This window comes from Rhodoglobus galactosidasius (assembly GCF_054957775.1).
Map to the genome: position 1 here is coordinate 25,103 of NZ_JBQIAV010000009.1, position 26,591 is coordinate 51,693.

Here is a 26,591-nt window from a genome sequence, read left to right on the forward strand (position 1 = left end):
CGGTCAGTGTTCCTGAGGAGGTAGAGCTGCTACCAATGGGTGGTCTCCGGGTATTGGACCGATCTTGGCCGCCCCGCCGGGTGAGCCCACCTCAGCGAAGAAGTCGACGTTGACCGTGTAATAGTCCGCCCACACCTCCGGCACGTCATCTTCGTAATAGATGGCTTCGACCGGGCACACCGGTTCACAGGCACCGCAGTCGATGCACTCATCGGGTTGGATGTAGAGCATTCGATCGCCCTCATAGATGCAGTCGACTGGGCATTCATCGATACAGGCCCTGTCCTTGAGATCTACGCACGGCAACGCGATTACGTACGTCATGATGCACCTCCTTCTCGTTGGGCCGAAAGATGGCCGCGCCCAGTGGTCACGGAGGCGAAAGCCGTTACGCCAAAAAGCGCGGCCACCTGGTCGAGAGCACTCAGCAGCGCTTCGACCTCAGCACCCGTGTTGTATACCGCGAAGCTAGCTCGCGTCGTCGCCGGCACGTTCATCCGCTGATGCAGTGGCCAAGCGCAATGGTGACCTACCCGGACGGCGACCCCGGCATCGTCGAGAATCTGACCGACGTCATGCGCGTGGACACCGTCGACCACGAAGGAGACAGCGCCGGAACGATCCTGACCGTCAGCCGGTCCGATGACCCGAACCCAGGGACGTCTTGCGAGCCCGGCGAGCAGTGCTTCGGTGAGGGCGTGCTCATGGGCCGTCACCCGAGGCATACCCACACCGGTCAGGTAGTCGCAGGCCGCAGCCAGGCCAACTGCCTGGGCCGCCATCGGGACACCGGCCTCGAATCGCTGCGGTGGAGCAGCGTAGGTCGAGCCCTCCATCCGGACGGTCTCGATCATCGAGCCCCCAGTAAGGAACGGAGGCATGGCAGCTAGGAGTTCATAACGGCCCCACAGGACGCCGACCCCCATCGGACCGAGCATCTTGTGACCGCTAAAAGCCAGGAAATCAACGCCGAGATCAACCACGTCAACAGCGAGGTGCGGCACCGACTGACAGGCGTCCAAAACCGTCAGCGCGCCGACCTCCCGGGCCCGATCGACAATGGCAACAACCGAATTGATTGTGCCCACAACGTTGGACACATGAGTGAACGCGACGACCTTGGTGCGGTCGGTGATCACCGTGTTCAGGTCGGCGAGGTCAAGGCGGCCATCGTCGGTGACCCCGATCCAGCGCAGGGTGGCACCCGTGCGCCGAACGAGCTCCTGCCACGGAATGAGGTTGGCGTGATGCTCCATCTCGGTGATGACGATCTCATCGCCTTCACCAAGAGCAAATCGTGCAGCGATAGCAGGGTTGACGCCATCCATTGCCCCCGTAGCCGCGGCATTGCTGAACGCATAGGCCACGAGGTTTATCGCTTCGGTAGCGTTCTTGGTGAACACGACTTCCCGTGACTGCGCGCCGATGAATTGAGCCACCGTTTTGCGAGCGGACTCGAATGCGTCGGTTGCTTCTTCGGCAAGCTGGTGAGCGCCGCGGTGAACGACGGAGTTGCGCTGTTCGTAGAAGGCGCGCTCGGCATCGAGCACCTGGCGCGGTTTGTGTGACGTCGCCCCGGAGTCGAGGTACACCAACGGCTTCCCGTTACGCAGGGAGCGGGACAGGATCGTGAAGTCACCCCGGATGGCGGCTGACTCTAGTCTGGTGAATGCCCTACCTGGGGCGTTATCGGACACGGTGGGGCTGGTCAGACCGGGGTGTAGCCCCTCACCGGTGCTCACTGTATTGAGTCGTTATCAGGGCTGATCGTGCCTGACGGCGTCGTAACCGGGACGGCACTCAGGGGGATGAACGTGGTGCAGGCGTGTTCCCCGTGAGCAAGAGTCGTCTGGCGTTGGACGCGAACCCCGAGCAGTTGTGAGAACGCATCAGCCTCAGCGTCACAGAACGCCGGGAACTGGGTTGCGACGTGCTGAATCGGGCAATGCCCTTGGCACAGCTGGACACCGGCCGTGGACATGTCCGGTCCGACGGGTCGCGTAGACGCGGCGAAACCGTCGGCGCTCAGTGCTGTCGCCAGAGCCTCTGCGCGGGCGGCGACATCCGCGCCTACCGTGGCAAGCTGTGCGGCATACCGCGCCTCGAACTGTGCACTATGTTCACGGGCGAACTCGTCGACGGCATCCGCACCGGCATGTTTAGCGAGAAATTGCAACGCGGAGGCTGCCAGATTGGCGTAGTCACTTTCCATCCCAGCATGACCAGCCTCGGAAAGAATGTATGCCCGGGCGGGCCGCCCGCGACTGCGACCGCCAGCGATGGCGAGCGAGCGTTCCTCGATGGTGCCGTTGTCGGCGAGCAGGTCAAGGTGACGGCGAACCGCGGCGGGCGTCACCCCCAAGCGCGAAGCGAGGTCGGCAGCGGTGAGGGGGCCGTCTTCGGCAATCGTCTGCCGGATCCTGTCCCGGGTGCGCGCCTCATGACCGTGCGGTGCGGAGTGGGAAGGGTCGGCACCCGCGAATGTGCGGCCGTTGGTTATTAACACAACATTAGTGTGTGCTAATTCAGCCCAGATGTCCAGTTAGGTGTTGCGTGACATTGGCTTCGGACGCCCAGCGCCCGGGGTTAACCCCGAAATTTGTGCTGGTTTGCCGCTACACACGAGCAGGTCAACTGCCACAACGGCTGCCGGCACCATCGACTTCTCGATCCCGAGGCTGCTGCAGGGCTGCTGCTTCCTCGACTGGCTGCTGGCGCGGCGCCTGCGCGGGGAACGGGCGCTGACAACCGTGGCACCTGCGCGGAGTCTGGACCATGCGGATGGAGAGGCCGTCCGCACGACCCTGTCAGCGCGAACAATACATTCATCTTTTATGCTGGTTAAGGCCGATAGGGACTGCTGAAGGTTTGGTTGACTCGCTGACCTGACCTATGGTTTGGTTTCCAGTTCGGATCGCTAGCCGATGGCCCTCATGAAAGGCTGATCTGCATGCCACGTCCCTACCCGCCAGAGTTCCGTCAACGCGCCATCGCGCTTGTGCGCGATGGCCGGCACTGGCTCCATCCGCAACGAGCGCATCTTTTCGTGAACGCTGATCGGGCCATGATCCAAACCCGACTGCTCAAGAGCGGCACGAACGCCGACCGCTTGAACCTTCACCTCATCCAAGATCCGGTTCGGGCTCGACCTCGGCCGGCGGGTGCGAGGCTCAAGCGCTGCAGCCTGACCCTCCAACCGCGCTCGTTTCCGAATCGCATAGAAGGATTTGCGAGACAGGTCATGCTCGAGACAAAATGTCGTCACCGACCCGCGCGGCGCATCATCAGACCACTGGGCGATCGCGAGACGGACACGAGGATCAACAGGTTCAACAGGGCTCATCCCTCAAACATCGATCAGAAGTGTCACCACCAAGACCGCCAGAAGTGTCACCAAACTATTGGGGCAGAACTGTTACCGATGTCCTGAGACATCACACTCACTGCCACCGTGCCACTGACGGATGCCAATTCCGGCCAAGCGTCAGCCCGTCGATTACCGGATCGATGAAGGCAGCTACTCGAATGAGGGCGTCCGAGAAGAGTTCCGGGATCGAGTCCCTCTGCTCCTGGTGCGTGCGCCACAAAGACCACTTCACTTGCGCACTTGCCGGCATCCCCTCCAACGCAGGGATCAGGGTTTCGAGCGTTGCCCGACGATGTGAGGCCACGACGATCATCGCCTCCCGTAACTCCGTCTCGTCGATCGAGTGCCGGTTTGCGATCGCAATAACGTCCGCGAAGTCGCGCCATCTCGTATTGGCGTCTCCGCGTTGGATCATCGTGACAACTTTCTCCGCGACGATCATCACGATCGGGTAGCCGAGGATTGAAATGGGTGCGGACTGGTCTTTGTCGAGAACACGCGGCAGGATGACTCGCTGCGGAGCCGGCCAGATCGGGTCGCCGAAACTGATGTCGAGTCCGATGACGTTCTCGGATCGGCCGATCATGCCGGTCAGTTTCACCCGGATTCCTTGATAGTTGTCACCGTCGCGGATGGTCTCGGCGCGAATCGAGCCGAGGTCAAACTCGATGCCGTCGTCGAGAGAAATTGCGGCGATCTCGCGGATTCGGGTCGCAACATCCTGAGCATCGTTATTGATGCGCGTTGCTTCAAGATCGATGTCCTTGGTCGGACGTCGAAGAGCAAACGCGGCGAGAAGCACACCGCCCTTGAGCACAAAGTCACCCGCATAATCAGATGTCGTAATTCGTGCGAGCATCCCCTCGAGCGTGTAGAGCCGCGCAAGTTCACTGACGTTCTGCCCACCAGCTCGCGCCTGATTCTGGATGTGCGCGAACCGTGACGCACCGTTCGTCACAGCAGGACCTCCAGAGAGTTGCGCAGCCGAGGCAACGCCTTCGGAAAGCTCTTCGCCATCTTCAGCAGCTCCGCCGGCTGGGAACCAGGGATACGCAGCCACCGCTTCAGGGCCTCGTTCGCGGTGTCAGCGCCGATCAGATGCGGAAGCCTAAACGCATCGATGATCGTGCGCTGCGAACTGTACAACCCGATGAAGATACCGTCGATGATTTCAACCTGCTCTCTGCCAACGAGGAATGTGCTGGCGTCGAAGTGATGCCACGCGATCCTCGAATACGGCGCCTTCAACGGTCGCGAACCTCGCGGAACGGCAATATCGATCTGGAACGGGATCTCATCAGTCAGGTCATGACGATCCAGAGCACTCGTGAGACACATCGTCGCGCTTGGCTTACGTAAGGCGATCGAGGCCAGAGAGGCGGTGTCATCGTCGACCAATCCGGTCCGCGCGTATGTTCCCGGCGCGATGCGCTCGAGGCTTCCTCGGAGGATTCCCTCGTCGACGTCTCGCCACGAGAGTTTGGATGCCGTGATGTCCGCGTCGCGAAGGATCGCCTTCGACGGAAGCCTGCGATCGGCCATTGCTCCCGCCTTCCGTCCGTGGCAAATTGTTTACATATAGGACATGTGTGTACACACATTGTCACACACTTTGCTCTAAGGCAACACAGCTCTTCATGCAACGCAGGGTGCTAGCGCCCAACGCTACTATTCCCTCATGACAGCGGAACACTTCGAGGAGTACGCGAACCTAATGGCGGACGAGCGCAGCCCGGACCGTGCGCGACGCGTTTTTTGCCGGGCTCGATCAGCGTCTGTTAACGACAACCGGACCTGGGGCAATCCACGCAGCCTTGCCGACGATGGTCGAAGCCACACAGCAACCGGGGCAACTGATCCGCGGGCACATGGGTAACTTTAAGATGGCGTTAGCCGACCACGGCCTTCAGGCTTATTGAGCCGCCCACACTCTGGCACGACGGCCGACATGAATGAGGCACAGTGACCAGCGATCAATAGGTCACTCTCACGGATACGCCGGGACCTAGACAAACACTGGGCTGCGATCGGTCACAGAGCCGGTATTTGACCCAACATTTGACCCAGAACGTTGTGAAGTGTGGGCAGAATGTGGGCAAAAGAAAAACAGGCCAGACCGCACTCCACGAGAAAGTGCTGATCAGACCTGCTTTTTTTGGTGCGCCCGGAGGGATTTGAACCCCCGGCCTATTGATCCGTAGTCGAAAGCCGTTTCCGCAGAACTATGCGGAAGTGCCCAAAATTCCTGCAAAACGCTGGTGACTGGGCGCGACTCCGATGCCGCTAGTTGACCACGATGTGCTCCAAGTGTGGGTGAAATGTGGGCACGCTCTACCTGACTATTGCTCGGAAACTGCGCCATTGATCAGGCTGTCAATAGCATCAGGAAAGAGAAAAAGCGGCCTCAGATCCAGTTTTTCGAAGTTGGGTCCCACTCCGCCGGGTGATCGACTGCATCCACGAAAATTGGATCAAGGAATGTCGACACCTCAGTGAGCTGATCGTTGAGGACGGCCAAGGTGATGTCCTCGACGTCGGACTTCGTGCGCCACGCAGCCCACTTCTGCTGCGCCATTTCATCATGACCGCTCAGTGACGCAGAAGGGGCGGACAGCGTGACCCCGCGGTACTTCGCCACTTCCTCGATCGCCTTACGCAATCTCGTCGCGTCGAAGCTCCGGCTTCGGGACAGCGACCGCAGGTCCATATAGTCACGCCAGCGCGTGCTTGTCACTCCACGTTGCAAGATAGTGACCGCCTTCTCCGCAATAACCGTTTCGAGCGCATGTCCCATCAGCGTGAACTCTCCGCCGAGGATGCGCGGCATAGTCACCCGCTGTGCATCCGGAAACATCGGGTCGCCTGTGCTGATATCGAGCTTCACCGCTATCCGCGCACTGTGAAGCTGAGCTCGGATATGCACCCTGATCCCCGAATACTTTTCTTCGTCACGAATCTGCTCGATGCGAATTGGGAGCGCCTCGAACACAACACCGTCGTCTGCATCAGCCCTCGCTACCGCGGCCGTCACCTCCCGGCAGTGTTTCTCGTCGAGAACAAAGTCGATTGCTTGCATGTCAACATCCCGCGTCGGCCGTCGTAGACCGTAGCCAGCGAGTAGGATCCCGCCCTTCAGCACGAACGAATCGGCGAAGCTGGACTCCCCCAGTCTCGCCAAGAACCGCTCGAGCACGTAGAGGGTGAGAAGTTCCTGGACAGCGCGGCCCTGCTGTCGGGCGATGCGTTGCAGCGCAGTAAAGGTCTGCTCCGGGGTCATGTCAGTATCTCCAGGGCGGTTCGTAGTGGGCCGACCGCGCGCGGTAGAGACTGCGCAATCGCGAACAGCTTCGCCGGCTGTGATGCCGGGCGCTTCAACCAATTGCGCAGCGCCTCGATACCCGTCTCGTACCCTGCTGTGCCTCGCAACCTGAACGCGTCGACGATCGAACGTTCAGCCGAATAGAGTCCTATGCTCTGACCTTCGTCCCCTGTCGCGAGCAGAGTGCGACCGATCGGGAACGTGGCACGGTCAAACAGGTGCCAATCAACCGCGGCCTGAGTCTTCGCAGGCCGCTGGCCTCGAGGGATCGCAATGTCAGTCCGAGTCGGAATAGTATCAATCAACTCATAACGCGCAAGAGCCGACTCCAAACAGATAGTCGCATCAGGACGCCTCCCTGCAATCTCCGTCAGATCAAGATCGGCAACCGGCAGATCGGTGCGCCGATATAGCCCACGACTGATGCGCTCAATCTGCTGACTGTCAAGCAACCGATAAAGCTGGCGCGAGCCGATCCCCGCGCGGCTCGCCTCAGATTGCGAGAACGCTCGCATCGGCAGACCCGTGGATGACATGTGCCCAATTTAGCATACAGATACATTTAGCTGTAGCTATTTATAGGCGTGAGCTCGGCTGGATGACCCGCTGCTCAAGGTCAATAGGTCATTCTGGCCAACGGGCGAGAGCCCTGAAAAAAACACTGGAATCTTCTGCGCCACCGATATCGGCCTGGCCACCCCGGTTGAGATTCAAAGTCTTCGAGGCTGAATCATGCGACGCCCAATCTTCCGCCTAGAACAAAGTCGGTTCAGTCTCAGGAGCGATCTCGGGTCTCATCAAGAGCTGGAAGAACCTCGAGTTGATGAAGATACGCTCTCGCCCGGCCTTAATGTCGATTAGCACGCCCTCTCGGACCAAAGCATTCAACCAATTGGTTGCGGTGGGTCTAGAAACGCGGCAACGCGAAACCACATTTGAGATGCGGCAGTACGGCTGTTCGAAGAGGACGGCCAAAAGATCGGCATTGGCTGCAGAAGTCGCTTCTCTAATCGTGCTGAGAGTCTCGTTTTGTAAGTCCTGAATCTGATCGATTTTTACCACGGTGCTCAGCGCGGTTGTGCGGATTCCCTCCAACACGAAGAGGATCCATTCTTCCCAGTTGCCGTCTCGCGTTACCTCGAGGAGTAATCGGTAATAATCATCCTTCTGTTCGATGATGTATCGAGATAGGTAGAGAATGGGCTGGTCGATCAGTCCGGCACTCATCAGCATCAGGATGTTCATGATTCGACCGGTCCTGCCATTGCCATCCTCAAACGGGTGGATAGCTTCGAATTGATAGTGCGCGACTGCCATCACGACTAGCGGATCCAAGCCTCCTGGCTGATGCAGGAAGCTTTCCCAGTTGCCGAGTTTGTCTCGAATTACATTTTCACTGGACGGTGGAGTGTAAATGGCAGCCCTAGTCGCGGGGTTTCCGATGTACGTTCCAGGCAGTTTTCGAACGTCCATCTCGCGGCCTTTCACAATCGTGCATACCTGTACGGCGGTTGTGGATGATAGCGGTCTGGTCTCAATCAATCGGATGCCGGCAAAGAGCGCTGTCCGGTACTTAAGAGTCTCCTTTGTCGCGGGATTAGTCGCTGCCAACTCATCGTGAGCGAATCTGAAGAGGTCATCTGCGGTCGTGACGATGTTCTCTATCTCCGAACTCGCTTGCGCTTCGAGAAGAGGTATTGAGTTAATCAGCACGGTCGGGTTGGTCATTCGTCGGGCAGCCTGGTCCAAGGTCGCTAAAGCAGCCCGGGCCTCAATCGCTGCTTTTAGTACTTGCTTCGTTTCTAATTCAATTTTCGGCGGCAGCTCAGGAAGTTCATTGTAAGGATCCGCAGGCTGCCAAGTCATGTGTCAAGCGTAGCAACACATACATAAAACGTGTAAAGAAAGAACCTTAAATTTTACACGTTGATGTGATCTGTAAAAATTGCTTCAATCTCTTCAGCCGCATCACCAACCGTCTCCGCGGAGTTGCTCGGAAGTGCCCTAAGTTGACCACGATGTTCTCCGAGTGTGGGTGAAATGTGCGCAGACTCCCCTTGACGTCCCGGAGCAGTTTTGTGATGCATCAAGGCATCCCTGACACTCACATGATTTTGGGCTGTCGTCCTCGCTTCTTGCCGCTGCCGACGTATTTGGTTCCGGGGGCAGACCAGGGGTGCTCGATGAGTAGGGCGCCCTGGTCATCGAAGACCAGGAGGACGTCGTCTGCTTCGACGAGGAACGCGAGCGTGCCGGTGAGGGTCCGGCTGACGTGAAACCGGATCTGACGCACCATGACCGTCCCGTTGTCCCGGATGCGAGTCAGCAGAATGCCATCGGGAGTCGGCGGCGCCGGCCGCGGTGCTGGCCGCGGGGGCGCAACTTTCGGTGTCGCCTCCCATGCCTGTTGCGGGGTGATCCGTCCGGGCAACCCCTGGTGCGGACGGTCGGCGTTATAGATCTCATCGAAGCGGTCAACCTGCTCCTGCAGCTCCTCGAGACTCGCGGCGAGGGGCTGCTTGTCGAGGTAACGGAACAGGGTTTGGTGGAAGCGTTCGTTCTTGCCCTGGGTAGTGGGTTTGTAGGGTTTCCCGGTGATCGGCTCCACTCCGAGCGAGGTCATGAAGGCGACGTGGGACGCGACGGCGAGGCGGGAGTGGTCGTCGATGAGTTGGAAGATCACGCATTTGCGACCACCGGTGAGAACATATTCGGTGCCGTCGAGCTGCCAGCACGCGTTCGGTGCCGGATAAACGAACCGACAATATGAGGCCCGCGGTTTCTTCTTCGGCTCGATTCGAGCGACGCCCTGCTCGCGGAAGATCCGCGCCAACGACGCCGTCGACGGCACCGGGCTCATGCCCAGAGCGCGCATCTTCTCGTGAACGCTGATCGGGCCATGATCCAAACCCGACTGCTCAAGGGCCGCACGAACCCCGACTGCTTGCCGGGCAACGTCGTCCGTGAGCTTCGACTGACTGACTTTCGGTCGCCTCGTGCGTGGTTCCAACGCCGCCGCTGGCCCGTCCATCGCGGCGCGTTTCCTGATCGCGTAGAAACTCTCCCGCGAGATGCCGTGCTCAGCACAGAACGTGCTCACCGAACCCCGAGGCGCATCCGGAGGCCACCGAACTATGGCGAGACGGACACGAGGATCAACAGGTTCAATGCGGCTCATCCCTCAAACATCAAGGAGAAGTGTCAGGACCAAACACCCCGGAAGCGTCAGAGATCTATTGATGCAGAACTGTCAGGGATGTCCTGATACATAACACCTGATCACGTGGTCAGATGACGGGATCACGTTCCCAGTTGGGTGATCGCGGAAAGGCGTCGTCTGAGCGCCAACCATCCGCGTTCGTCCATGGTGGTTCGGTGGGTGCGCCCGGTGCATCCCATCGCCAGACATCGGGGTGTCGCCGCTCGGTGCTAGTTGTCGGGCGAGCTGCATAGCCGAGGGTCTGTCCTGCGAGGACGGTGTAGTGCCACCAGCAGCCAACGTGATCGTGTCCGGCGCTGAATGCGCCAGGATCGAGGTTGTGGTTTCCTGCTACCTGGTCGAGCGTCGAGTGCACATCGAAAGGACCCGGACGAAGGAGCACCGAGTTGAGGTACTCGGTGTCGAAGTCGTAGGCGAAGTTGAGCAGCTCGGGGATGTGCCGGTCATCCACTAGCCGGCCGTTGTCATCGAGCGCCCTCGAGTCGGCGACGACTCCCTCGTGTAGGCGGCGCAGCCGAGCACCCGCGTCATCGGCGACACGCGGGAAGTATTCGGCCAGGGCGGCGACCAGGACGATCGTTTTGGTTGAGTTCACCCGTGTCGCGTACCCGAGGTCCCGCCCGTGCAGCACGCCGTGCCGTGAGACGTAACCGAAGCTGCCGGACTCTTTCACGTCTTCGGAAAAGACTCGACGTACCACGGGCAGGTTCTCCTCTATCCCGGCCAGCGTCGCATCGTCAAGATAGGGGTCAGCATTGGGCTTGGAGAAGAACGATTGTCCGGTCAGGTCGCGGCTCATCCCATCGATCTGAACGAGGATGATCGGGATCGATGCCTCGTAAGCTCCGGCGAAGTGATGCTCGATCGCTTTCTCGATTAAGGTAACGCGATCCCAGAGCACCCGCTTGAACGGGTAGTGGGAGTTCGACCACTGGCGAATAGGTGATGCCGCGTGCCGCAAGAGAACTTGATTGTCGGAGTTCCAGACCTCCGCGATGGCTTCATCAAGGTCTGCGGGGCCTGCGCCCTGTGCGGCGCGGCGAAGGACACGGACGGTGCCTTCCTGATGCCCGCGCCCGCACATCGCCCACCCCAAGGGGGCAAACAGAGCGACCGCTTCCGAGATCTGAGACTCTGGGGTGGGCGACGACGCCGAGGCGACGCGCCACTTCAGCGGCTCGTTCGGCTTGCGTCATACGTCATCCCTTCGTTCTGATTCTCCTCCAAGGATGGCAGCACAACACGAACCGCCCAGAGCCCGCGCGTCGCTTGTCCGCCCAGCCAGCATTCACAATCCGGTACATGCTCGTCCCTCCCGTGCCGCAGCTCAGAAAGTGGCAGCGCAGCACCAGCACACCCTCAACGATCGACAACCGCGGCGATGAGACAGACGAGCACTGGCTCGGCGTCATAGGTGTAATTCGGCCGCGATCGGGCAGAGTCCATTATGCCCGCAAGCCGATCCTCGTTTGCGACGCCCTACTCGCTGAGTCGTCCTCCACGGCGTCTGCGGGACTTGCTTCCGCTGATCATCAGCAGTGCGACGCCACCACCGAGGAGCGTCAGTATGGCGATGATGGGCAACCCTACATCCGTACCGGTTCTCGCCAACTCTGGAGCCTCCGAGGCATTCGGAGGAGTATCGTTGCTCACCAACTCTGGAGCCTCCGGGGCATTCGGAGGAGTATCGGTCGGGATCGGCTTCGTACCGCCCTCCGCAGCAGGTCCGGCGCATGCCGCAGCATTGACGGTGTTGTTGTCAAGAGTCACTCCACCGTTGAGGGCGAGGAGGCGTCCCTCAACGGTTGCCCCGGTAGTCGCTGCAATCGACTGTTGGGCCATGACGGTGCCGACCATGGTGGAGTTGGTGCCCAGAGTGGCGGAAGTTTCTACCTGCCAGAACACGTTGCAGGGGTCCACGTTGCCTTCCAGCACTATTTCGCTCGCCGAGTCGGTGATGAGTGTACTGGTGGCCTGGAAGATAAACACCGAGTTCTCGTCACCCCTCAAGGTAAGTGATCCGGTGATCTGGAGCGCTCCCCCCGCGTACACGCCTTGGTCAAGGGTCCTACCACCAAGCTCGGTGAGCGCGGTCTCGTCCGGCGGTGTCCTGCTTTCCGCATCGCCGTAGGCGGTAAGCAGAGCCGCCTTCGCATCGATTGCTGCGGTGGTGTTCGAGTGAAGTCCGTATGACCCCGTTATCACCCCGGGAGGAAAGCCGGTGATGGCTGCTCCTGCAGTGACCCCGACGTCGCCGCTTATGATACTCGGCCCGGTATTGGTGACGGTTTCGGCACCGAGAACCGCGAAACTTTGGGCCGCCCCGAGGTCCACCGTGGGTGACGGGTTAGAGTACGCGCTCGCTTGGCCGATGGCACCTACGCTCATGGCGAGGCCCAACGCAACCGCCAGTGAAGAGAAGGCAACCCTTCGTCCGGTGCGTGCTGACGTGCTTTTCATACCCTGCTCCAAACGTTGGACTGCGAGCGTGTGATCGAAGCTCAGGTACCATAACCCCACTCAGGGCTATTCAGCTGACCGGACTAGTTTGGCTTGAGTCGCTCGCCAGGGGCGATGTGCGCGTGGACGGTCGATGCTGGGCGGATGGCCGCCTCCGCCAGGCGGGACGGGAGGGGCTGGCTTCGGCGCGGGGTTGGCAACCAGCTCACGGTAGCGCACCGGGGCGTGCGCTACGGCGAGTTCGAGCACCCGGTAGAACACCATGCCTCGGCTGGAAGAGTGACGCCGGTTGAACCGAAAGACGAACTCGTTCAGATAGGCCTGAAGATGCGCTTCCTGGACCGCGCCTTGGTGGGTGCCCAGCAGCCACCTCTTGGCCAGCGACGCGATTCGGTGGACCCCGGGCAGCAGTTCACCCGGGTCCTCGCCGCGGGCGCGGGCAGCACGTTGGCTGCGCGGCTCGTGCGTGTAGCCGAGCTTGTCGATACCCAGGTAGCCGCTCCAACCGTCGGTGATCACTTGCGCTCCAGGCTCCACGTGTTCTGTGATGAACCGGTGCAGCGTCGCGGCCGACCCGTCGGCCAGGATCTGCATCCGGGCCCGTCCGAATCCGCGTGGCTCTCGGAGTTCAACGGCCACGCCAACCAATGCTTTCTTGCCCTTGGCCCGCCCGCCGGCCAGCCCCGGCTCCTGGCCGCCGATATAGGTTTCATCCACTTCCACCGTGCCGGTCAGCCGGTGGCGGCCGGGACGCACCAGTACCGAGCGAAGCCGATGCAACATCGCCCACGCGGTCGCATATGAACCGATCTGAAGCGAACGCTGCAGGCTCAACGCCGACATGCCGTCCTTGCCCGAGGCAAACAACCAGCACGCCTCGAACCACACAGTCAACGGCGTTCGCCGCCGATCGAACAACGTCCCTGCTGTCACCGACGTCCGAGCCCCGCAGCCCGCGCATTTGTAACGTCCATCGGCCGCCCGCCAGCCGCCGTCATGACCACAGCCAGGACACACGAAGCCGCCCGGCCATCGCAACCATTCCAGATAGTCGAAGCAGTCCGCGTCAGTAGCAAACCAGGCCCGAAACTCGCCGACCGAGCCCGGATAGTGCACACCAGCCCGGAGTTCGTCATTCACAATCCACAGCGTAGTCCGGTCAGCTGAATAGCCCTGACCCCACTGTGATTTCAAACTATAACAGCTTCGCCTACCCCGACAAAGTATCGAAGTGCAGCTGGCCCGAAAGGCCAACCTTGGGTTTGCGGACACTCCCGCGCCGTCGTTGGTATCGAGGCCCGGTTGGGCCCGTAGGTGCCCGTATAGCTGTTTCGACATTCAACCCGATGACGGGGCGTCATACGCACGAGGCAACTGTCTCAGAAATAGTTCCGACCGATCGAGATCCCCCAAGGACTCATCCAAGAAAGCCAGCCGCTCCTGTTGGAGCGGAAACTCGCTCACGGAATGACGTATTGGCCGCCCCGGCAAGTCGCCAGGTGCGGCCAGATATAGCCGTCACCCCCAGCCCACTTTGAGTTGACATAACCAAATGAGTGTGATGATTTTTCTCTTGGCGAATCCCTCGAACGTGCACAACGCGGCGTTCTAACGTTCCGCTGCCGGCGATTTGTCGATGCTGGGCTGTTGCTGCTTGGTGCGTGCTGCTTGCACTGCTTGGTCTTTCGAGGCGTCCTGCTGACGATCCCAGCTCGCGCGTCGCGCTTGGTAGGCGGTGTCTTTGCTGGCCTCTTGTTGAGCAGTGCCGGGCCGCGGTGCGGTTGGCTTTTCACTGCTCGGTGCGGGGTTGGCTTGCAGCTGCGTACGCTTGGCAATCGCGGCCTTCTCAGCCTTGCTCGCGGCGTCCAGTGAAGTGTTCGCATCTGGTGCGACCGCAGCTCGTGCCCAGGCAGCCCGTTGATCCTTACTGGGGATCTCGGCCGCTACAGCCTTGTGGCGACGTTGAAAGTTTCGACGGGCGCTCTCAGTATCTTTCTGAGCTGCTGCACGGCGGAACACTGATGCTGACTCGGCGGCGGCTACTGCTTCGCCCGCTGTTGAATATTCCAGTGTCTCCCGCTGGCCAGTTGCCGCGGCTGCTGCTTCCTCTGCGGCCGCCAGGGCAGCCGGGTATTCGGCGGCCTTCAGGTCGGGATTACGTTCCTGCCACCGTTGTCGAGCAGCCTCCCATGCGCGCATCTCGGCTTGGTACACCCGTTCCTCGGCCGCCAGTCGTGCGGCACGCGCTCTGTAGCGTCGTAATCCATGCCCCAGCGAGAGGGGCACACACGGCTGCCGGGAGTACTCATATGGGAGTTGCAGAATCCCGTACGACGCAACGTTACAGTCGTGTCGAATCGTCTGCCCACATTAATCTAAGTTTTGGGGTTACTGCCACATGCGCTGACCCACCCGGCGAACCGTCAGTCGTAGTCCGTCGGCGCTGGTCCCCGGCCGAGTAGTAAAAGGTCAATAGGTCAACTGCGCATGGTGGACTCGAACCCAGTCAAACGCTGGCTTCTGAGGGCCCACAATGGGTCCATTTCTGCCCAAAAACGACCCGAAACTTTTTGAAGTGTGGGCAAAATGTGGGCAAAAGAAAAACAGGCCCGACCGCACTCCACGAGAAAGTGCTGATCAGACCTACTTTATTTGGTGCGCCCGGAGGGATTTGAACCCCCGGCCTATTGATCCGTAGTCGAAAACCATTCCCGCAGAACTATGCGGAAGTCGCGAAAATCGCTGTAAAACGCTGGTGACTGGGCGCGACTCCAATGCCGCGAGTTGACTGCGATGCTCCCCAAGTGTGGGTGAAATGTGGGCGCGGATAATCTGACTATTGCTCGTGTCATGTAATATTCCAACGCGAGACCCCCTACGTCGTGCCGCAACGCGCTCTGTCGACTGAGCGGAGACGGATCTCAGTATTATCAACTGCGACCTCACGCTCCGTCGCCAACGAAATCGCCATTTTGGTTGCTGCTGTTCTCAAGGAGGACGATAAAGCTGCTTTTGTGGAGCAACCACTTCCGGCCGACTCGCCACCCCGTTGGGGCAAGGCTCCCGGCTGCAAGCCACTTGTATACCGTTTGCTGTGTCTTGCCGAGCAATACAGTCAAATCTTCGATTGTAAGTTCTTCGGGATACCCCTCAAGGAACCTAGTCGGCGAATGCACCTTCGATGATTCCGCGCCGCTCTCAGCCCACTCCTGAACCTCCTCTTTATAGATAATCCACGCATCAGCGATGCGGTGCGCGGGGATTTTGCTGCTATTGAGCAGCCGCCAGACTGTAACGCTGGAGACGCGAGTGATCTCAGCGACCTCTGCAACGCTTAGCACCTGAGGGAACCGCATCCAATAATTCTCGTCAGGCATGGGGCGACCCAGGTGAACGGATAAGACAAGAAACGACAATCTCAACGTGAAGACTGAATTCCTCGTTGTAGTCGAAACGTAGTGAGACCGACACTGCCAACCATTTCTTCGCACAAATAGAGCTTCTAGTCCCTGCATTATGTCGCGAAGTAGCGCGCGAGCCGGGGAAAGGCGCAGTAGGTTCCGAAACGCATGCGCACACATTCGGTTATGGCACCGCTCGTTTTCCCGCCCGCACATTGAAACCCGTAAAAAGGACTATAGACAGTAATCGTGTTTTATCGGGGTAAAACATTACTTAATGCAATATTATCACTACTAAAGAGTCAGGCAGCAGCGGTTGTCGCTGACCCAGACGATGTGGACGACGTAAGTGGAACTTAGCGTCTACCCCCCAGACTAGGGTGGTATGGACGTTATGCGAAGAAAAATCGGGCAAAGGCTCCAGTATTTCTTCGTTCAAAGGAGAGAGTTTTAATGGCGAAAGAGCGCACCGAGGAACAGAAGAAAGTCCGGCGACTGGTCGCGTTGATTTTGGCCGTGCTCCTTGGGTTCGCCGCGATGGGCGCAATCATTTGGTCGTTGGCTTTGCTGGGGACTGACCAGAATCAAACACAGCCTTCCAACTCTGTTCCTAGTGGAACAGAAACGTCACCAGCTCCGCCCGCCGAGGGTCCCGAAGGACCACGAAGCGAAGTGGTCGACCCCACAGTGACCGAACTGGGTCTCATCGCCCAGCCCATCACCTCCGACATCCAGCAGTACGCGATTGAAGCCGCTAAAGCGCTCGTGACAGTCGACTCGACAAAGGTCGACCGCAAGGAGTTCAAGGAATACATAGCCGGGTGGGTCGGATACGACCAGCGTTACGGAACCGACCTTGAAGAGCTCGACCGTATTAGAGATGTTCGGCTCAATGCAATCTATGGCGACATGATCGGTGACTCCTCGCGGTGGGACCTTCTCGCGCGAGATGACTCGGTCCTAGTCGGAAAGCCCACTGGCGTCGTAAAGATGGACTACGACCACGTCTCGATTTCCGAGGGCTCCCTAGAAGACTCGATCAGCATCGATCTTCACATTGTCACGGTCGATCTGGATATTACGACCACGGCAGAGCAAAGCGGGAATCCGATCGAGGTCGTGAACCCTCTGAGCGTATCCATGCAGATCCAGTGTGGAGGCTCGTACCCCGTACCGCCCACGACGCAAGTTCCCGGAGACTGCACTGTAATCCGTTACTTCTCGGAGGTCTTCAACTGATGGCGGCGCCTGTCGTCGTAAAGCTCGCCGTTTCATTGGGTCTGAAGCCCGCATTGCGGCTACTCGTAGTGGGCTTAGCTGGGATCGCTGGCGCGTTGTTGCTCTCGCTTCCGCTTCTCTTGGGAGTCGTCTACGCGGCCCCCGCGACTACGCCGCCGGATAACGCCGCTGGTGGGCCGTTGATTGTGGGCGAGTGGGGTGCACCCCAGAGCGGATATTTTGAGACGGCAGCATTCGGATACCCGGACCGCTCCGACTGCTTCGTGTGTTCCGAGTTCCATAAGGGGATCGATCTGTCTGCGGGTTGCGGCAGCCCTATCTACGCCGCTGGCCCTGGGACTGTCACCGCCGCCGGGTGGAACTCCGGCGGTTACGGCAACTGGGTCAACATCGATCACGGTGGTGGATACGTCACCGTTTACGGCCACATGGTCGATGGCGGCGTATTGACCACGGTCGGCGAGACCGTGCAAGCCGGCGATCAGATCGGCATCGAGGGCACAACCGGCCTCTCCAGCGGTTGCCATTTACATTTCCAGCTCGACGTCAACGGGCAGCCGGTCGATCCCCGACCCTTCATGCTGCAGCACGGTATCTCCCTCTAACTCTCCGTCTAGGAAAAGGAAAATAAATGATCCACTTGGCAGTAGAACTGATCGGAAGCCTTCCGGCTGATGTGACAGTGCCGCCCATCGCTCCCGATTTCTCCGCACCTTTCATGGTCGGAGTGCAAACAGTCGTTTCCTACATCCTGGGCGCTGCGTTGGTAATTATGTTCGGCGTATTGATCGTCGCCGTAGCTTCCTTAGGGTTCAAGTCAATCGTTCCAGAACGGATGCAGAGTTGGGCGGGAGAGAACGTGGCCACCGTAGCAATCGCCACGATCATCCTTGGCAGCATCTCCGGCATTTTTGCGTGGCTCGTCAACTTCAACTTCGGATTCTAGAAACAGCATGAGGATTCCCAAGTGGACGATGCTGAGCATCTCGGGGGCTGTAGCTGTCGGCATCAGCGTCCTTGTCGCAGCACCGGCTGCGGCGGGACCGGCCGATGTTCCCTACTCTGCTGCAGTTTCAGCAGCACAGGGCGAAGTAACAGGTCAAGAATGGAGCGCTCCCGCGGCCGACGTTGAGTGCATCAGAACTGGCATAAGGATCACTTGCGCTCCCACAGAACTCGCTAGTTCCGTTGAGGAACGATGCTTCAACGAAGTGTTAATCGGCGAACAACAAAACACGGTTTGCAGCACCTCAGAAGACAACATCGAGTCGATCAAAGATAAGGGCGGTGAAGAGCTCAAGATTGATTTCGACTGTGGGCCACTAGACCCCTCGTGCACCGTCGGCCAGACAGTGGCCAGTGCATTCGCAACATCGATCGGAGCGCAGCTCAGCTGGGCGATTAGCCAAACCAGCTTCAACTCAGATTCCCGCTTATGGGAGGCCTCACTTACCGAGTGGGCATGGTGGCAAGGCGCGATCATTCTGGTCATCCTCGGAGCGGGAATCGTAGCGATCGTCATGGCTGTGGCCACTGGCGACCGTAGTGACCTCGTTACTGCGGTCTCACGATTTGCGTTATCTCTACCGCTTTCCGCGGCCTCCTTATGGATAATCGGGAAGCTGCTGGACATCGTTGATTTGATGGTCGAGCCCATCATCAATCGCACCAACGGTGGCGGCGGGGTAGAGAAGTTCATGGAGAACTTGATCTTCGGTGGCGGTGGCGGAAACATCTTCGCTGCGACCACAATTCTCGGCCTTCTTGCAATCGCCACGGGAGTCCTGGTGGCAGTGTTCTCATTCCGCAACTTCGCGCTGGCCGCATTGATCTCGATGGGACCCGTGGCGTGGATGCTCTTCCCGACGTCATTCGGAAAACAGTGGGTAGTTCGCTATTTTTCCGCTGTAATCGCCCTCATCCTGACCACACCGCTAACGCTAGGGCTATTGGCCCTGGTCATCACCGGTGTTGGTGAAGTCGACACACTCTGGAGCATCCAAGCCTTACCCTTCGGCATCGGACTCTGCATGATCGCGTTCGTACCGATTGCCGCGTTCAGCATGTTCAGCTTCATCGGAGGCACCGCCGCTGATGCTGTCGGCTCACGCATGGGCTCAAGCGCAACACAACAAGCTAGCCGCGGCGTTTCTATGGCACGCGGAGCTGCTAGCCGCGCAAATTCTGCCCGCCGGAAAGCTAGTCAACCGCGCACTTCAGCACCCCGGACAACATCACCATCGGCGTCATCACCGTCGGCTGCCACCCAGAAGCCGCAATCCCGCCAGAGCGCCGTAGGGAACCCCGCCACCCCGACGACTAAAACCCCCTCCGCAGCTGCAACGCCTGCGCCCCAATCAGCGAGGTCGGGCGGCACGCCACGAAATGGAGCCAGCTAATGTCCAGCAATAACGACGTCTACAACCGGCCAGTGCGCCTGAGCCGCAGGTCGTCCCAAGGAGTCTTCCTCGGCCTCGACGGCTGGGCATTCACCACAATCGCAGCAGCGCTAGCGATCGCTGTCATCTCTACAACCCGTTACGGGTTCGTAGGGTTTTTCGCCAGTTCGATCATCTGGGCACCAGTGGGGATAGCGTCATTCATCCCCGTACAGGGAATGCCGGCATCCAAGCTCGCGGCCCTCTGGATCTCCAAGCAAGTCAGGCACGCCACGGGCGGTACGAAGACCCGCTTCCGGCCTGAGCGGCCTCGCGTGGCCGCGACGCTGAATCTGCCGGGCAAGCTGGCAAACGTTCAACTGTGGGACTCAGACGACTTCACCTCGGCCTATAACCCTGGCGATCGAACGGTGTCGATTACCGCCGAGTTAGATGTCGACGGATTTCTGATGATGGACAATGCTGACCGGTACGACCTCTCGCAGCAACTCGCCTCAGTGCTGACCTCGTTCACCCAGCGTGCCGGCATTAAGCGAGTCTCGATGCAAGAACGCACCATGCCCACCACTATCAGGCCGGCACGGCAGCATTTCGAAGACACGTTGGCCCGTCGAGGCACCGATGGTACGACCGCTGTAGCCCAGAACTACCGCGACGTGATGGACAACGCCGAACGCTTCGCCGTCTCACACCGTAACTACCTCACGCTGACCCTCGACTTGGTAGTGCTGCAGTCGCAGCTGAAAAGCCTCGGGGGTGGCAAGCACGCTATTCAGACACTCGCCAAGCTCGAAGCAGGCAATGTCGGAGCGGCTCTAGCGGCCGCGAACATCAACGTCCGTCGGTGGCTCGACTCCCGCCAGTGGGCAGCGATGGCCAGAACCGCACTCGACATCGCTTCGGTACCGATGATCCAAGATCGCTCTGACGAGCAGGTCGGCGTCTCGGTCGACGCAATTGGGCCGATGGCGTTTGACGAACCTAAAGGCAACAACGGGGTCGTTTTGGCCGAAGGTGCATGGCACTCGACTATGTGGATACACGAGTGGCCACGAAGCATGGCGCAGGTGGGTTTCATCGAACCCATCGTCTTCGCCCGCGACCCGGCTACCGATGATGCGATCAGTCACATCTTCACTCTCGTACTGACCCCAGTTTCCGTCAAGGCAGCCCTCAAGCGCATCCGTACAGAGAAGAAGGTATGGCGTGGAAACCAACGCTTGAAAGCAAAGCGTAATGACAGCGACTCCGCTGAAGATCGTGCGGACTGGCAGGCGCTGGATGACCAAGAGGAATCCATCGTCCAGGGACACGGGGAATACCGCTATGGCGGCTACCTCACGGTGAGCGCACCTACAGAGGAACGGCTCGCATCCGGCATCGCCGGTATCAGAAACGCGATGTCCCGGGTGGGCATGGAAGGTCAGATTCTTTACTGCCAGCAAGCAGAAGCACTGTTCATCAACGCAATGCCACTGGGAACGGGACTGAAGTAATGGCAAGGAAAGTATTCACCGTCACACCGCCGTCGTTGACGCGAATCGAACGTCGACAGCGCGCCAAAGAGATCGCGGCCCTGACCTCGCAGAAGCACGAGACCGGAGAATCCCAGAACACGCTCAACCTGCCTCCCGCCGCCGTCCCTGGCATGTTTGGGCCGGGAGTTCGAACCGGCGAATACTGGAACCTGATGCGGTTGCAGCAGCCCCACCACCAGGCCACAAGCCACCACGTCGCCGGCATCTACCCGTTTATCGCCGATCGCGGACTGGGCCATCGCGGCCCGATTCTTGGTGTCGACCTCAACGCTGACTCGTTGTGGCATTTCTCACCGTGGGATCTCTACACCGACACGACCTCGCGAGCCGCACTATCAACGAACATTCTTGTTCTCGGAGCGTACCGATCCGGCAAATCTGGTGTTTTGAAGATGCTCACCACCCGCAGCATCCCCTTCGGCCACCAAGTAGTGGTGCCCTCTGACTCCAAGGGCGAATGGGTTGCCGTGTGCGAAGCAACCCCCGGAGGAAAAGTGATCCGTGTGGGCGGACCCAACACCACCGCACGAATCAATCCTTTAGATGGTGGTCCGCGGCGTTCAAACGCCACCGACGACGAGCACCTCCAGATGGTTCATGACCGCCGGCACGGAACCCTGAGAAGCATCATCGAACTGACACTCAGCGGCCAACCCCCGCTGACTCCAATGGAGCACGCCTCAATCAGCTGGGCCCTCGACACCGCGATCGACGTGACCGGCGATCGGCCGACACTGACAGCAGTATCCGAGCAGCTGGAGAACCTCGATCCGACTTCCTCGTTGCGAGAAGAGAAACTATTCAATGAAGGAGAGCGAGCCCGCTACGTTCTCAAACGGTTCATCGATGGTGATCTGCGTGGTCTCTTCGAACACGAATCGACTGTGAAGTTCGATGATGAAGCACCGATGGTCGTGGTAGACACGTCCGAACTATTCCAACGTGGAAACCTTGTCGCGCAGCTGACGCAGCTCTGCACAAGCGCATGGATTCAAGCGGTAATTTCCGACCGAGCAGCCAAGAAAACCCGCTACCTGATCCGCGAAGAGGGCTGGCGGGATATGTCATCCGTTGCAGCACTCCAGACCCTTCAGCAATGGTTGAAGCTGTCACGTCACTACGGCATCAGCAACGTGCTGATCCTGCACAAGTTTTCTGACCTCGATGCTGTCGGCAAAGAAGGATCAGAAGAACGCGCACTGGCCTACTCAATCGCCGCCGACATCGAGAACAAGTTCATCTTCCGCGTGAACCAGCAAGAAGAAGACAACCTAGTCAACCGGCTGAAGCTACCGCCACAACATGTACTGATTGCTCGCCGTTTACGGTCAGGCACCTTCATCGCCTATGTCGGGCTGTACTCGTACCTGGTCGACGCATTCGTTACCTCGACCCAGTGGGAGTACGAACTCTTCAAAACTGACGACGCCGTGGAAGGCGCCGCAGACATCGTCGAAAACCCGGTTGCTGAACTGGATTTCAGAAACCAGTATCTCGATGATCTCTGGCCACTCGATGAACCCAACTTGGACCAGATCTGGCCCTCGACCGTGCCCGTTCAGGGCCACAAGGAGAAGTCCGCATGAGCACCCTCGAAATGACAGCCGACGTCGCTGCAAACGGCACCGAAGCCACCGTCAGCGTCGCCGGCAAGCCGACCGAAACCGTCCAGTACTCACGTGAGGACCAACTCCGCAGCGGAATCATCCAGAGAGCCACAGAAGTTGCTCGCGAACACGGTGCCAACGTTCGCCTGACCTCAAAACAATCCAACGGGGTATTCAGTTTCTTAGTCTCAGGCGACGGCCGCGTCAGTCCCGACAACAGGGCTGAACCTCAGCAGCACACCGCACACGTAGAGCCACTGCGCAGAACCCGACCGATGACGGTGGAACGAGAAGTGCAAGCCCCCACCTCCCCGAAACCCGAGCCTGCCTTCGAGGTAAAGGAAGAAGCGCCCGAAGAAGGGCGCCGGTCGTTCCTCACCGACGACAGTGCGGCACTTCCACCAGCATCTGGATGGCGCGGTCTCATCACCCGCACAACGGGCATCAAGGTTGCGCCCTCCGTTGCAGAACAAGAGCGCCTAATGGCGATCCGTGCTGTCAGCCAGCACTGGGCTGGCGGCCGCTCGATTGCCGTCGTCAATGGCAAAGGTGGAGTCGGAAAAACACTGACTACCGCGATGCTGTCAGCAGTGTTCGCGCGTCACGGTGGCTCAGGGGTAATCGCCTGGGACAACAATGACACTCGCGGAACGCTCGGCTGGAGAACGGAACGCTCCAGCCACAACGCCACTATCCAAGACCTTGGCGGCGTCACCGAACGGCTTATGCAGCCGACTGCGACCATCGGGGATCTCGCGCTTTACGTTCACCACCAGAGCGCAGATATGTACGACGTGCTCCGCTCCAACCCCAAGCTGCTTGCATCCGATCAACGACTGACATCAAGTGAGTTCGATGCACTGAACGAAGTGATCGAGAAGTACTCGCGGATGGTCATCTTCGATACCGGCAACGATGAATCGTCCGAGCGCTGGCTTCGGATGATCGACCATTGCGATCAGCTCGTAGTGCCCACCAGCCCTTCGGGAGAAGCCGCTGAGTCTGCAGCGCTGCTGCTCGAGGAACTCAGCCAGCGTGATGAGCGATCTGCACAGCTGGTCAAGAACGCCGTCGTCATCGTTACCGTCGCTGAACGCTCCACCCCGGCTACCGAGGTCGCACGGATCGTGGCCGGCTTCGAGAAAGTAGCACCCCGCACCGTCGTGATCCCCTTCGACCCAAGCTTGAAATCGGGCGCGCTACGCTTCGACAGCTTGAAGCAAGCCACTAAGAACGCATGGATCGCAGCGGGCGCGGCAGTCGCCGCCAGCCTGAACGAGCAGGAAGCATGAACACCGCGAAGAACTGGTGGGTGACACCAGCGCTCGGTCTGGTCGCCGTGATCTTGCTGATTAATTTTGCGTGTCAAGGAGTCGCCACGCTAGTAACCAAGGTGATCTGTGGCAGCACGGCAACACCTCAGTCGATGTTCTCCGGAATCGGATTCGTCTTCTTCGGCGACGCATCCAGCTACGCAGTCGAGCAGGGATGCGCGTTCCCCGCGGGGCCGGCGCGTGTAGCTGGCATCGTCGTGATTGCGCTTTCTTTCCTGGCGGCAGTCGCCGGCATCATCATGTGGTTCAGATACCGCCAGTCAGACGGCTACTTCATCCAACAACTGCGCGGTCGCCAGGGTTTTGCGAAGGGTGGCGAAATAAACAAATACCTGTCCTCGCACGCAGTGTTGAAGCAGGCGAAAACTCTCCGCCCAAACCTGCACAAGCCTGCCGCCACAGACGTGGGCTGGAGGGTCGGACGTTCAGCCGGGATAGACGTATATGTGTCTATCGAGGACTCAGTGGCGTTGGAAGGTGCACCCAGGTCGGGAAAGGGATACCGAATCCTGATCTCTGCGATCCTTGACTGGGCTGGGCCCCTCGTTACGACGTCAACGACCAACGACAATTTAGCAGCGACAATGCGACCTCGTGCCGAGCGCGGCCGCGTGACCGTCTTCGACCCGCAGCAGCTATCCGGCGTCAGTTCAGCTCTACGCATTTCACCCGTCACCGGATGCGACGACCCTCTGGTTGCCGATCAACGCGCACAAGCGATCATCGCGGGAACCGCTCTCGGCTCCAGCCAATCAAATCAAGAATGGGCCGGCGCGGCCTCAAGCGTACTGGCACAGCTCCTCCATGCCGCCGCTGTATCAGGGGGCGGAGTCGAGCAGCTGTACCACTGGGGATCAAACCCCGGCCTTGCCCGAGCAGCGGTCGACATTCTCCGCAGCGACGGCGCACCAGGGTGGGCCGAAAGCCTCAACGGCGTTCTCAGCGGAGACCCGAAACTGCTGTCCTCGTCATGGTTTGGTGTAGCGGCAGCGGTTCGCCCGCTCGGGATTCCCACCCTCAGAGAAGCACTATCTCCTAAGCGCGGGAAAAACTTCGACGCAGACGAATTCCTCTCCGGCGAAAATACCCTCTACCTCATCGGCTCCAGCGGTGGCTCGGGTGCGATGGGCGGCTTCCTCGGCGCCCTATTGGACGACGTTGTTGAAACCGCACGCCGCAAAGCATTAGCGACACCAGGCTCACGACTCGAACTGCCATTGGGTCTGATCCTTGACGAGATCGCAAACATGTTCGCCTGGCCAGCACTGCCCCGAGTCATGGCTGATGGTGGCGGCCGCGGTATCTGCACAATGGTCGTCCTGCAGGCGCTCTCGCAAGCAGAAACAGCATGGTCGAAAGCCGAAGCAGACACCATCTGGTCCGCGGCAACCGCGAAAATCCTGCTCGGAGGCGCTTCAGATATTGGCCACCTCCGCGACATCGAAGCCATCCTCGGCACTCGACAACTGAAGCGTTCCTCCTACAGCTACAACCAGCAAGGAGCCTCCACCAGCAACCAACTCGAAAGAGTCCCACTGATGACAGTTGACGAAATTCGCCGCATGCCACAATCCATGGGGCTGCTGGCCTACCGCAACCGTCGCGGAGCACTCCTCGACCTCCGCGGGTGGACAGACCGAGCCGACAGCAAGAGCATCTCAACAGGCAAGCGCACAACCGAAGCAGAACAGCAGGAACAGTTCCGCAGCCAGTTCGCGAAAGCTAACGCCGTCACCGCTCCAGCGCCCAACGAAGCTGATGAACTCGACTACGAGGACACCCAAAGCTGATGTCCAACTCTCGTCGACCAGCACGCGGCAACAAATACCGCACTGGCTACCTGCGCTCACGCGCATGGTTTGCCCGACGAGCCCGCTGGTTCGCCGAAGAAAGCGCAGCAGGCCACACATTGCGCTGCGCCGCCTGCAACCGAATCGCAAAGGTTCGCGAGCTGGAACTCCACCACGTCGATTACTCCGGCGTCACAGAGACACCCACCGGATGGAAAGCAGAAGAGAGCCACAACGACCTGGTGAGCTTGCACCCCGCCCACCACGAGTTATTACATCGACTTCTCGACCGCGACCAGGTACTGCGCACTATGCGCAGCCGCCCAGTCGCCAGCGCATTCGCACTCCGCGCCCTGCGCCGAAAGCTAGTCCCCACAACCCCGGAGCAACCATGAGCTACGAAAAATTCGACATCGACGACGCCCTCGCTGAAGAAGAAAGCGACCGCGATCCAGACTCCGAAAGCATCGCGGCGATCGCTGTCAACTGGAGGGCGCTACCGGATGAGGATGCCGGCGAGAAGTGGGAAGAGCTGCGCTCGTGGGTCGAGTGGATCTGCGAACGCTTCTCAGTCCCAAACGAAGTTATCCCGGATTGCTGGTGGCGACATGGAGCACTCGTAGAAGAACTGTCCGCGCTACAAACCGCATGGACCGTCTCCTATGACACCACCGATGCCGGCTATGGCCCCATCGGCTTCGTCGAACGTTGGCACAACGCTCAAGCCAGATTCCGGCAAATATCCGGAGGCGCATGCAGCCAAGGACACCGCGCCGATCGCGCCCGAACATTTCCGGTCGACGACGAGTGGCGCCGGTGGAGCGCCACCAGCCACGCCTAGTCCGAAGCATCCGGCCAGAACCAGAAGAGGGGTTCCATCGCAAACGACTTGGCGATGGAACCCCTCTCACATGCGG

Annotated in this window: 24 protein-coding genes and 1 pseudogene; 10 read left to right on the forward strand and 15 right to left on the reverse strand. The window is 59.6% G+C overall.

What is annotated here, in order from left to right; all coding sequences use genetic code 11:
• Positions 1 to 3: 3 nt before the first annotated feature.
• From fdxA to ACTJJW_RS11895, 15 genes and pseudogenes are all read right to left on the reverse strand, one after another.
• Positions 4 to 324: a ferredoxin gene (gene fdxA, locus ACTJJW_RS11825; protein ID WP_343925830.1), complete on the reverse strand. Its 321-nt coding sequence runs from the start codon at positions 322 to 324 to the stop codon at positions 4 to 6.
• Positions 321 to 1,712: a SufS family cysteine desulfurase gene (locus ACTJJW_RS11830; RefSeq protein WP_462645107.1), complete on the reverse strand. Its 1,392-nt coding sequence runs from the start codon at positions 1,710 to 1,712 to the stop codon at positions 321 to 323. The genes fdxA and ACTJJW_RS11830 overlap by 4 nt, the downstream gene beginning before the upstream one ends.
• Positions 1,713 to 1,738: 26 nt before the next feature.
• Positions 1,739 to 2,506, reverse strand: a complete 768-nt coding sequence (locus ACTJJW_RS11835) for a helix-turn-helix transcriptional regulator (RefSeq protein WP_462644909.1) — start codon at positions 2,504 to 2,506, stop codon at positions 1,739 to 1,741.
• A 486-nt stretch (positions 2,507 to 2,992) separates the two neighbouring features.
• A pseudogene (locus tag ACTJJW_RS11840) lies at positions 2,993 to 3,343 on the reverse strand (IS481 family transposase); the annotation flags it as partial.
• Positions 3,344 to 3,440: 97 nt separating this feature from the next.
• The gene (locus ACTJJW_RS11845; protein WP_462644911.1) at positions 3,441 to 4,325 is read right to left on the reverse strand and encodes a nucleotidyl transferase AbiEii/AbiGii toxin family protein; all 885 of its coding nucleotides are present in this window, start codon (positions 4,323 to 4,325) and stop codon (positions 3,441 to 3,443) included.
• Entirely contained in the window at positions 4,322 to 4,909 is a 588-nt protein-coding gene (locus ACTJJW_RS11850) for a type IV toxin-antitoxin system AbiEi family antitoxin domain-containing protein (RefSeq protein WP_462644913.1), read from the reverse strand. Before ACTJJW_RS11850 ends, ACTJJW_RS11845 begins: the two co-directional genes overlap by 4 nt.
• An 862-nt stretch (positions 4,910 to 5,771) precedes the next feature.
• Positions 5,772 to 6,644 (reverse strand): nucleotidyl transferase AbiEii/AbiGii toxin family protein, encoded by an 873-nt coding sequence (locus tag ACTJJW_RS11855; protein ID WP_462644915.1) that lies wholly within the window; start codon positions 6,642 to 6,644, stop codon positions 5,772 to 5,774.
• Entirely contained in the window at positions 6,641 to 7,222 is a 582-nt protein-coding gene (locus tag ACTJJW_RS11860) for a type IV toxin-antitoxin system AbiEi family antitoxin domain-containing protein (protein WP_462644917.1), read from the reverse strand. The genes ACTJJW_RS11855 and ACTJJW_RS11860 overlap by 4 nt, the downstream gene beginning before the upstream one ends.
• Positions 7,223 to 7,439: 217 nt before the next feature.
• Positions 7,440 to 8,552: a Fic family protein gene (locus ACTJJW_RS11865; protein ID WP_462644919.1), complete on the reverse strand. Its 1,113-nt coding sequence runs from the start codon at positions 8,550 to 8,552 to the stop codon at positions 7,440 to 7,442.
• 238 nt (positions 8,553 to 8,790) lie between these two features.
• On the reverse strand, positions 8,791 to 9,864 hold the full coding sequence (locus tag ACTJJW_RS11870) for an integrase core domain-containing protein (RefSeq protein WP_462644921.1): 1,074 nt from the start codon (positions 9,862 to 9,864) through the stop codon (positions 8,791 to 8,793).
• Between the two features lie 109 nt (positions 9,865 to 9,973).
• Positions 9,974 to 10,990, reverse strand: a complete 1,017-nt coding sequence (locus tag ACTJJW_RS11875; protein ID WP_462644923.1) for a hypothetical protein — start codon at positions 10,988 to 10,990, stop codon at positions 9,974 to 9,976.
• 395 nt (positions 10,991 to 11,385) lie between these two features.
• Positions 11,386 to 12,366 carry an ice-binding family protein gene (locus ACTJJW_RS11880; protein WP_462644924.1) on the reverse strand — a complete coding sequence of 327 codons (981 nt, stop codon included), beginning with the start codon at positions 12,364 to 12,366 and terminating at the stop codon, positions 11,386 to 11,388.
• Positions 12,367 to 12,432: 66 nt separating this feature from the next.
• Entirely contained in the window at positions 12,433 to 13,515 is a 1,083-nt protein-coding gene (locus ACTJJW_RS11885) for an IS1595 family transposase (RefSeq protein ID WP_462645109.1), read from the reverse strand.
• Between the two features lie 459 nt (positions 13,516 to 13,974).
• Positions 13,975 to 14,565, reverse strand: a complete 591-nt coding sequence (locus ACTJJW_RS11890) for a hypothetical protein (protein WP_462644925.1) — start codon at positions 14,563 to 14,565, stop codon at positions 13,975 to 13,977.
• 743 nt (positions 14,566 to 15,308) lie between these two features.
• Complete coding sequence (locus ACTJJW_RS11895; RefSeq protein ID WP_462644927.1) at positions 15,309 to 15,743, reverse strand: helix-turn-helix domain-containing protein; 435 nt, start codon at positions 15,741 to 15,743, stop codon at positions 15,309 to 15,311.
• 477 nt (positions 15,744 to 16,220) lie between these two features.
• On the opposite strand from ACTJJW_RS11895, the gene ACTJJW_RS11900 reads away from it, so the two are divergent.
• The 10 genes from ACTJJW_RS11900 to ACTJJW_RS11945 are packed head-to-tail and all read left to right on the forward strand — an operon-like array spanning position 16,221 to position 26,515.
• Positions 16,221 to 17,006 (forward strand): hypothetical protein, encoded by a 786-nt coding sequence (locus ACTJJW_RS11900; protein WP_462644929.1) that lies wholly within the window; start codon positions 16,221 to 16,223, stop codon positions 17,004 to 17,006.
• A complete protein-coding gene (locus ACTJJW_RS11905) occupies positions 17,006 to 17,611 on the forward strand; it encodes a M23 family metallopeptidase (protein ID WP_462644931.1) in 606 nt (201 codons plus the stop codon). The genes ACTJJW_RS11900 and ACTJJW_RS11905 overlap by 1 nt, the downstream gene beginning before the upstream one ends.
• Before the next feature lie 26 nt (positions 17,612 to 17,637).
• Positions 17,638 to 17,952: a hypothetical protein gene (locus tag ACTJJW_RS11910; protein ID WP_341953667.1), complete on the forward strand. Its 315-nt coding sequence runs from the start codon at positions 17,638 to 17,640 to the stop codon at positions 17,950 to 17,952.
• Between the two features lie 7 nt (positions 17,953 to 17,959).
• Positions 17,960 to 19,405 (forward strand): hypothetical protein, encoded by a 1,446-nt coding sequence (locus tag ACTJJW_RS11915; RefSeq protein ID WP_462644933.1) that lies wholly within the window; start codon positions 17,960 to 17,962, stop codon positions 19,403 to 19,405.
• Positions 19,405 to 20,901, forward strand: coding sequence for an SCO6880 family protein (locus ACTJJW_RS11920; RefSeq protein ID WP_462644935.1), 1,497 nt, complete (start codon positions 19,405 to 19,407; stop codon positions 20,899 to 20,901). Before ACTJJW_RS11915 ends, ACTJJW_RS11920 begins: the two co-directional genes overlap by 1 nt.
• Positions 20,901 to 22,529 (forward strand): hypothetical protein, encoded by a 1,629-nt coding sequence (locus ACTJJW_RS11925; RefSeq protein WP_462644937.1) that lies wholly within the window; start codon positions 20,901 to 20,903, stop codon positions 22,527 to 22,529. The genes ACTJJW_RS11920 and ACTJJW_RS11925 overlap by 1 nt, the downstream gene beginning before the upstream one ends.
• A complete protein-coding gene (locus ACTJJW_RS11930; RefSeq protein WP_462644939.1) occupies positions 22,526 to 23,842 on the forward strand; it encodes a MinD/ParA family ATP-binding protein in 1,317 nt (438 codons plus the stop codon). Before ACTJJW_RS11925 ends, ACTJJW_RS11930 begins: the two co-directional genes overlap by 4 nt.
• Entirely contained in the window at positions 23,839 to 25,674 is a 1,836-nt protein-coding gene (locus ACTJJW_RS11935; protein ID WP_462644941.1) for a type IV secretory system conjugative DNA transfer family protein, read from the forward strand. Before ACTJJW_RS11930 ends, ACTJJW_RS11935 begins: the two co-directional genes overlap by 4 nt.
• Positions 25,674 to 26,069, forward strand: a complete 396-nt coding sequence (locus ACTJJW_RS11940; protein ID WP_462644943.1) for a hypothetical protein — start codon at positions 25,674 to 25,676, stop codon at positions 26,067 to 26,069. The genes ACTJJW_RS11935 and ACTJJW_RS11940 overlap by 1 nt, the downstream gene beginning before the upstream one ends.
• Complete coding sequence (locus tag ACTJJW_RS11945) at positions 26,066 to 26,515, forward strand: hypothetical protein (protein WP_462644944.1); 450 nt, start codon at positions 26,066 to 26,068, stop codon at positions 26,513 to 26,515. The genes ACTJJW_RS11940 and ACTJJW_RS11945 overlap by 4 nt, the downstream gene beginning before the upstream one ends.
• Positions 26,516 to 26,591: the final 76 nt, after the last annotated feature.

Excerpts from the sequence above, each read along its gene's own strand:
- ACTJJW_RS11925 (WP_462644937.1), top strand. The coding sequence starts at position 20,901 with ATGGCAAGGAAAGTATTCACCGTCACACCGCCGTCGTTGACGCGAATC.
- ACTJJW_RS11945 (WP_462644944.1), top strand. The coding sequence starts at position 26,066 with ATGAGCTACGAAAAATTCGACATCGACGACGCCCTCGCTGAAGAAGAA.
- ACTJJW_RS11850 (WP_462644913.1), bottom strand. The coding sequence starts at position 4,909 with ATGGCCGATCGCAGGCTTCCGTCGAAGGCGATCCTTCGCGACGCGGAC.
- ACTJJW_RS11915 (WP_462644933.1), top strand. The coding sequence starts at position 17,960 with ATGAGGATTCCCAAGTGGACGATGCTGAGCATCTCGGGGGCTGTAGCT.
- ACTJJW_RS11895 (WP_462644927.1), bottom strand. The coding sequence starts at position 15,743 with ATGCCTGACGAGAATTATTGGATGCGGTTCCCTCAGGTGCTAAGCGTT.
- ACTJJW_RS11855 (WP_462644915.1), bottom strand. The coding sequence starts at position 6,644 with ATGACCCCGGAGCAGACCTTTACTGCGCTGCAACGCATCGCCCGACAG.
- ACTJJW_RS11900 (WP_462644929.1), top strand. The coding sequence starts at position 16,221 with ATGGCGAAAGAGCGCACCGAGGAACAGAAGAAAGTCCGGCGACTGGTC.
- ACTJJW_RS11880 (WP_462644924.1), bottom strand. The coding sequence starts at position 12,366 with ATGAAAAGCACGTCAGCACGCACCGGACGAAGGGTTGCCTTCTCTTCA.
- fdxA (WP_343925830.1), bottom strand. The coding sequence starts at position 324 with ATGACGTACGTAATCGCGTTGCCGTGCGTAGATCTCAAGGACAGGGCC.
- ACTJJW_RS11890 (WP_462644925.1), bottom strand. The coding sequence starts at position 14,565 with ATGCGCGCATGGGAGGCTGCTCGACAACGGTGGCAGGAACGTAATCCC.
- ACTJJW_RS11940 (WP_462644943.1), top strand. The coding sequence starts at position 25,674 with ATGTCCAACTCTCGTCGACCAGCACGCGGCAACAAATACCGCACTGGC.
- ACTJJW_RS11920 (WP_462644935.1), top strand. The coding sequence starts at position 19,405 with ATGTCCAGCAATAACGACGTCTACAACCGGCCAGTGCGCCTGAGCCGC.
- ACTJJW_RS11870 (WP_462644921.1), bottom strand. The coding sequence starts at position 9,864 with ATGAGCCGCATTGAACCTGTTGATCCTCGTGTCCGTCTCGCCATAGTT.
- ACTJJW_RS11910 (WP_341953667.1), top strand. The coding sequence starts at position 17,638 with ATGATCCACTTGGCAGTAGAACTGATCGGAAGCCTTCCGGCTGATGTG.
- ACTJJW_RS11865 (WP_462644919.1), bottom strand. The coding sequence starts at position 8,552 with ATGACTTGGCAGCCTGCGGATCCTTACAATGAACTTCCTGAGCTGCCG.
- ACTJJW_RS11935 (WP_462644941.1), top strand. The coding sequence starts at position 23,839 with ATGAACACCGCGAAGAACTGGTGGGTGACACCAGCGCTCGGTCTGGTC.
- ACTJJW_RS11860 (WP_462644917.1), bottom strand. The coding sequence starts at position 7,222 with ATGTCATCCACGGGTCTGCCGATGCGAGCGTTCTCGCAATCTGAGGCG.
- ACTJJW_RS11875 (WP_462644923.1), bottom strand. The coding sequence starts at position 10,990 with ATGTGCGGGCGCGGGCATCAGGAAGGCACCGTCCGTGTCCTTCGCCGC.
- ACTJJW_RS11930 (WP_462644939.1), top strand. The coding sequence starts at position 22,526 with ATGAGCACCCTCGAAATGACAGCCGACGTCGCTGCAAACGGCACCGAA.
- ACTJJW_RS11905 (WP_462644931.1), top strand. The coding sequence starts at position 17,006 with ATGGCGGCGCCTGTCGTCGTAAAGCTCGCCGTTTCATTGGGTCTGAAG.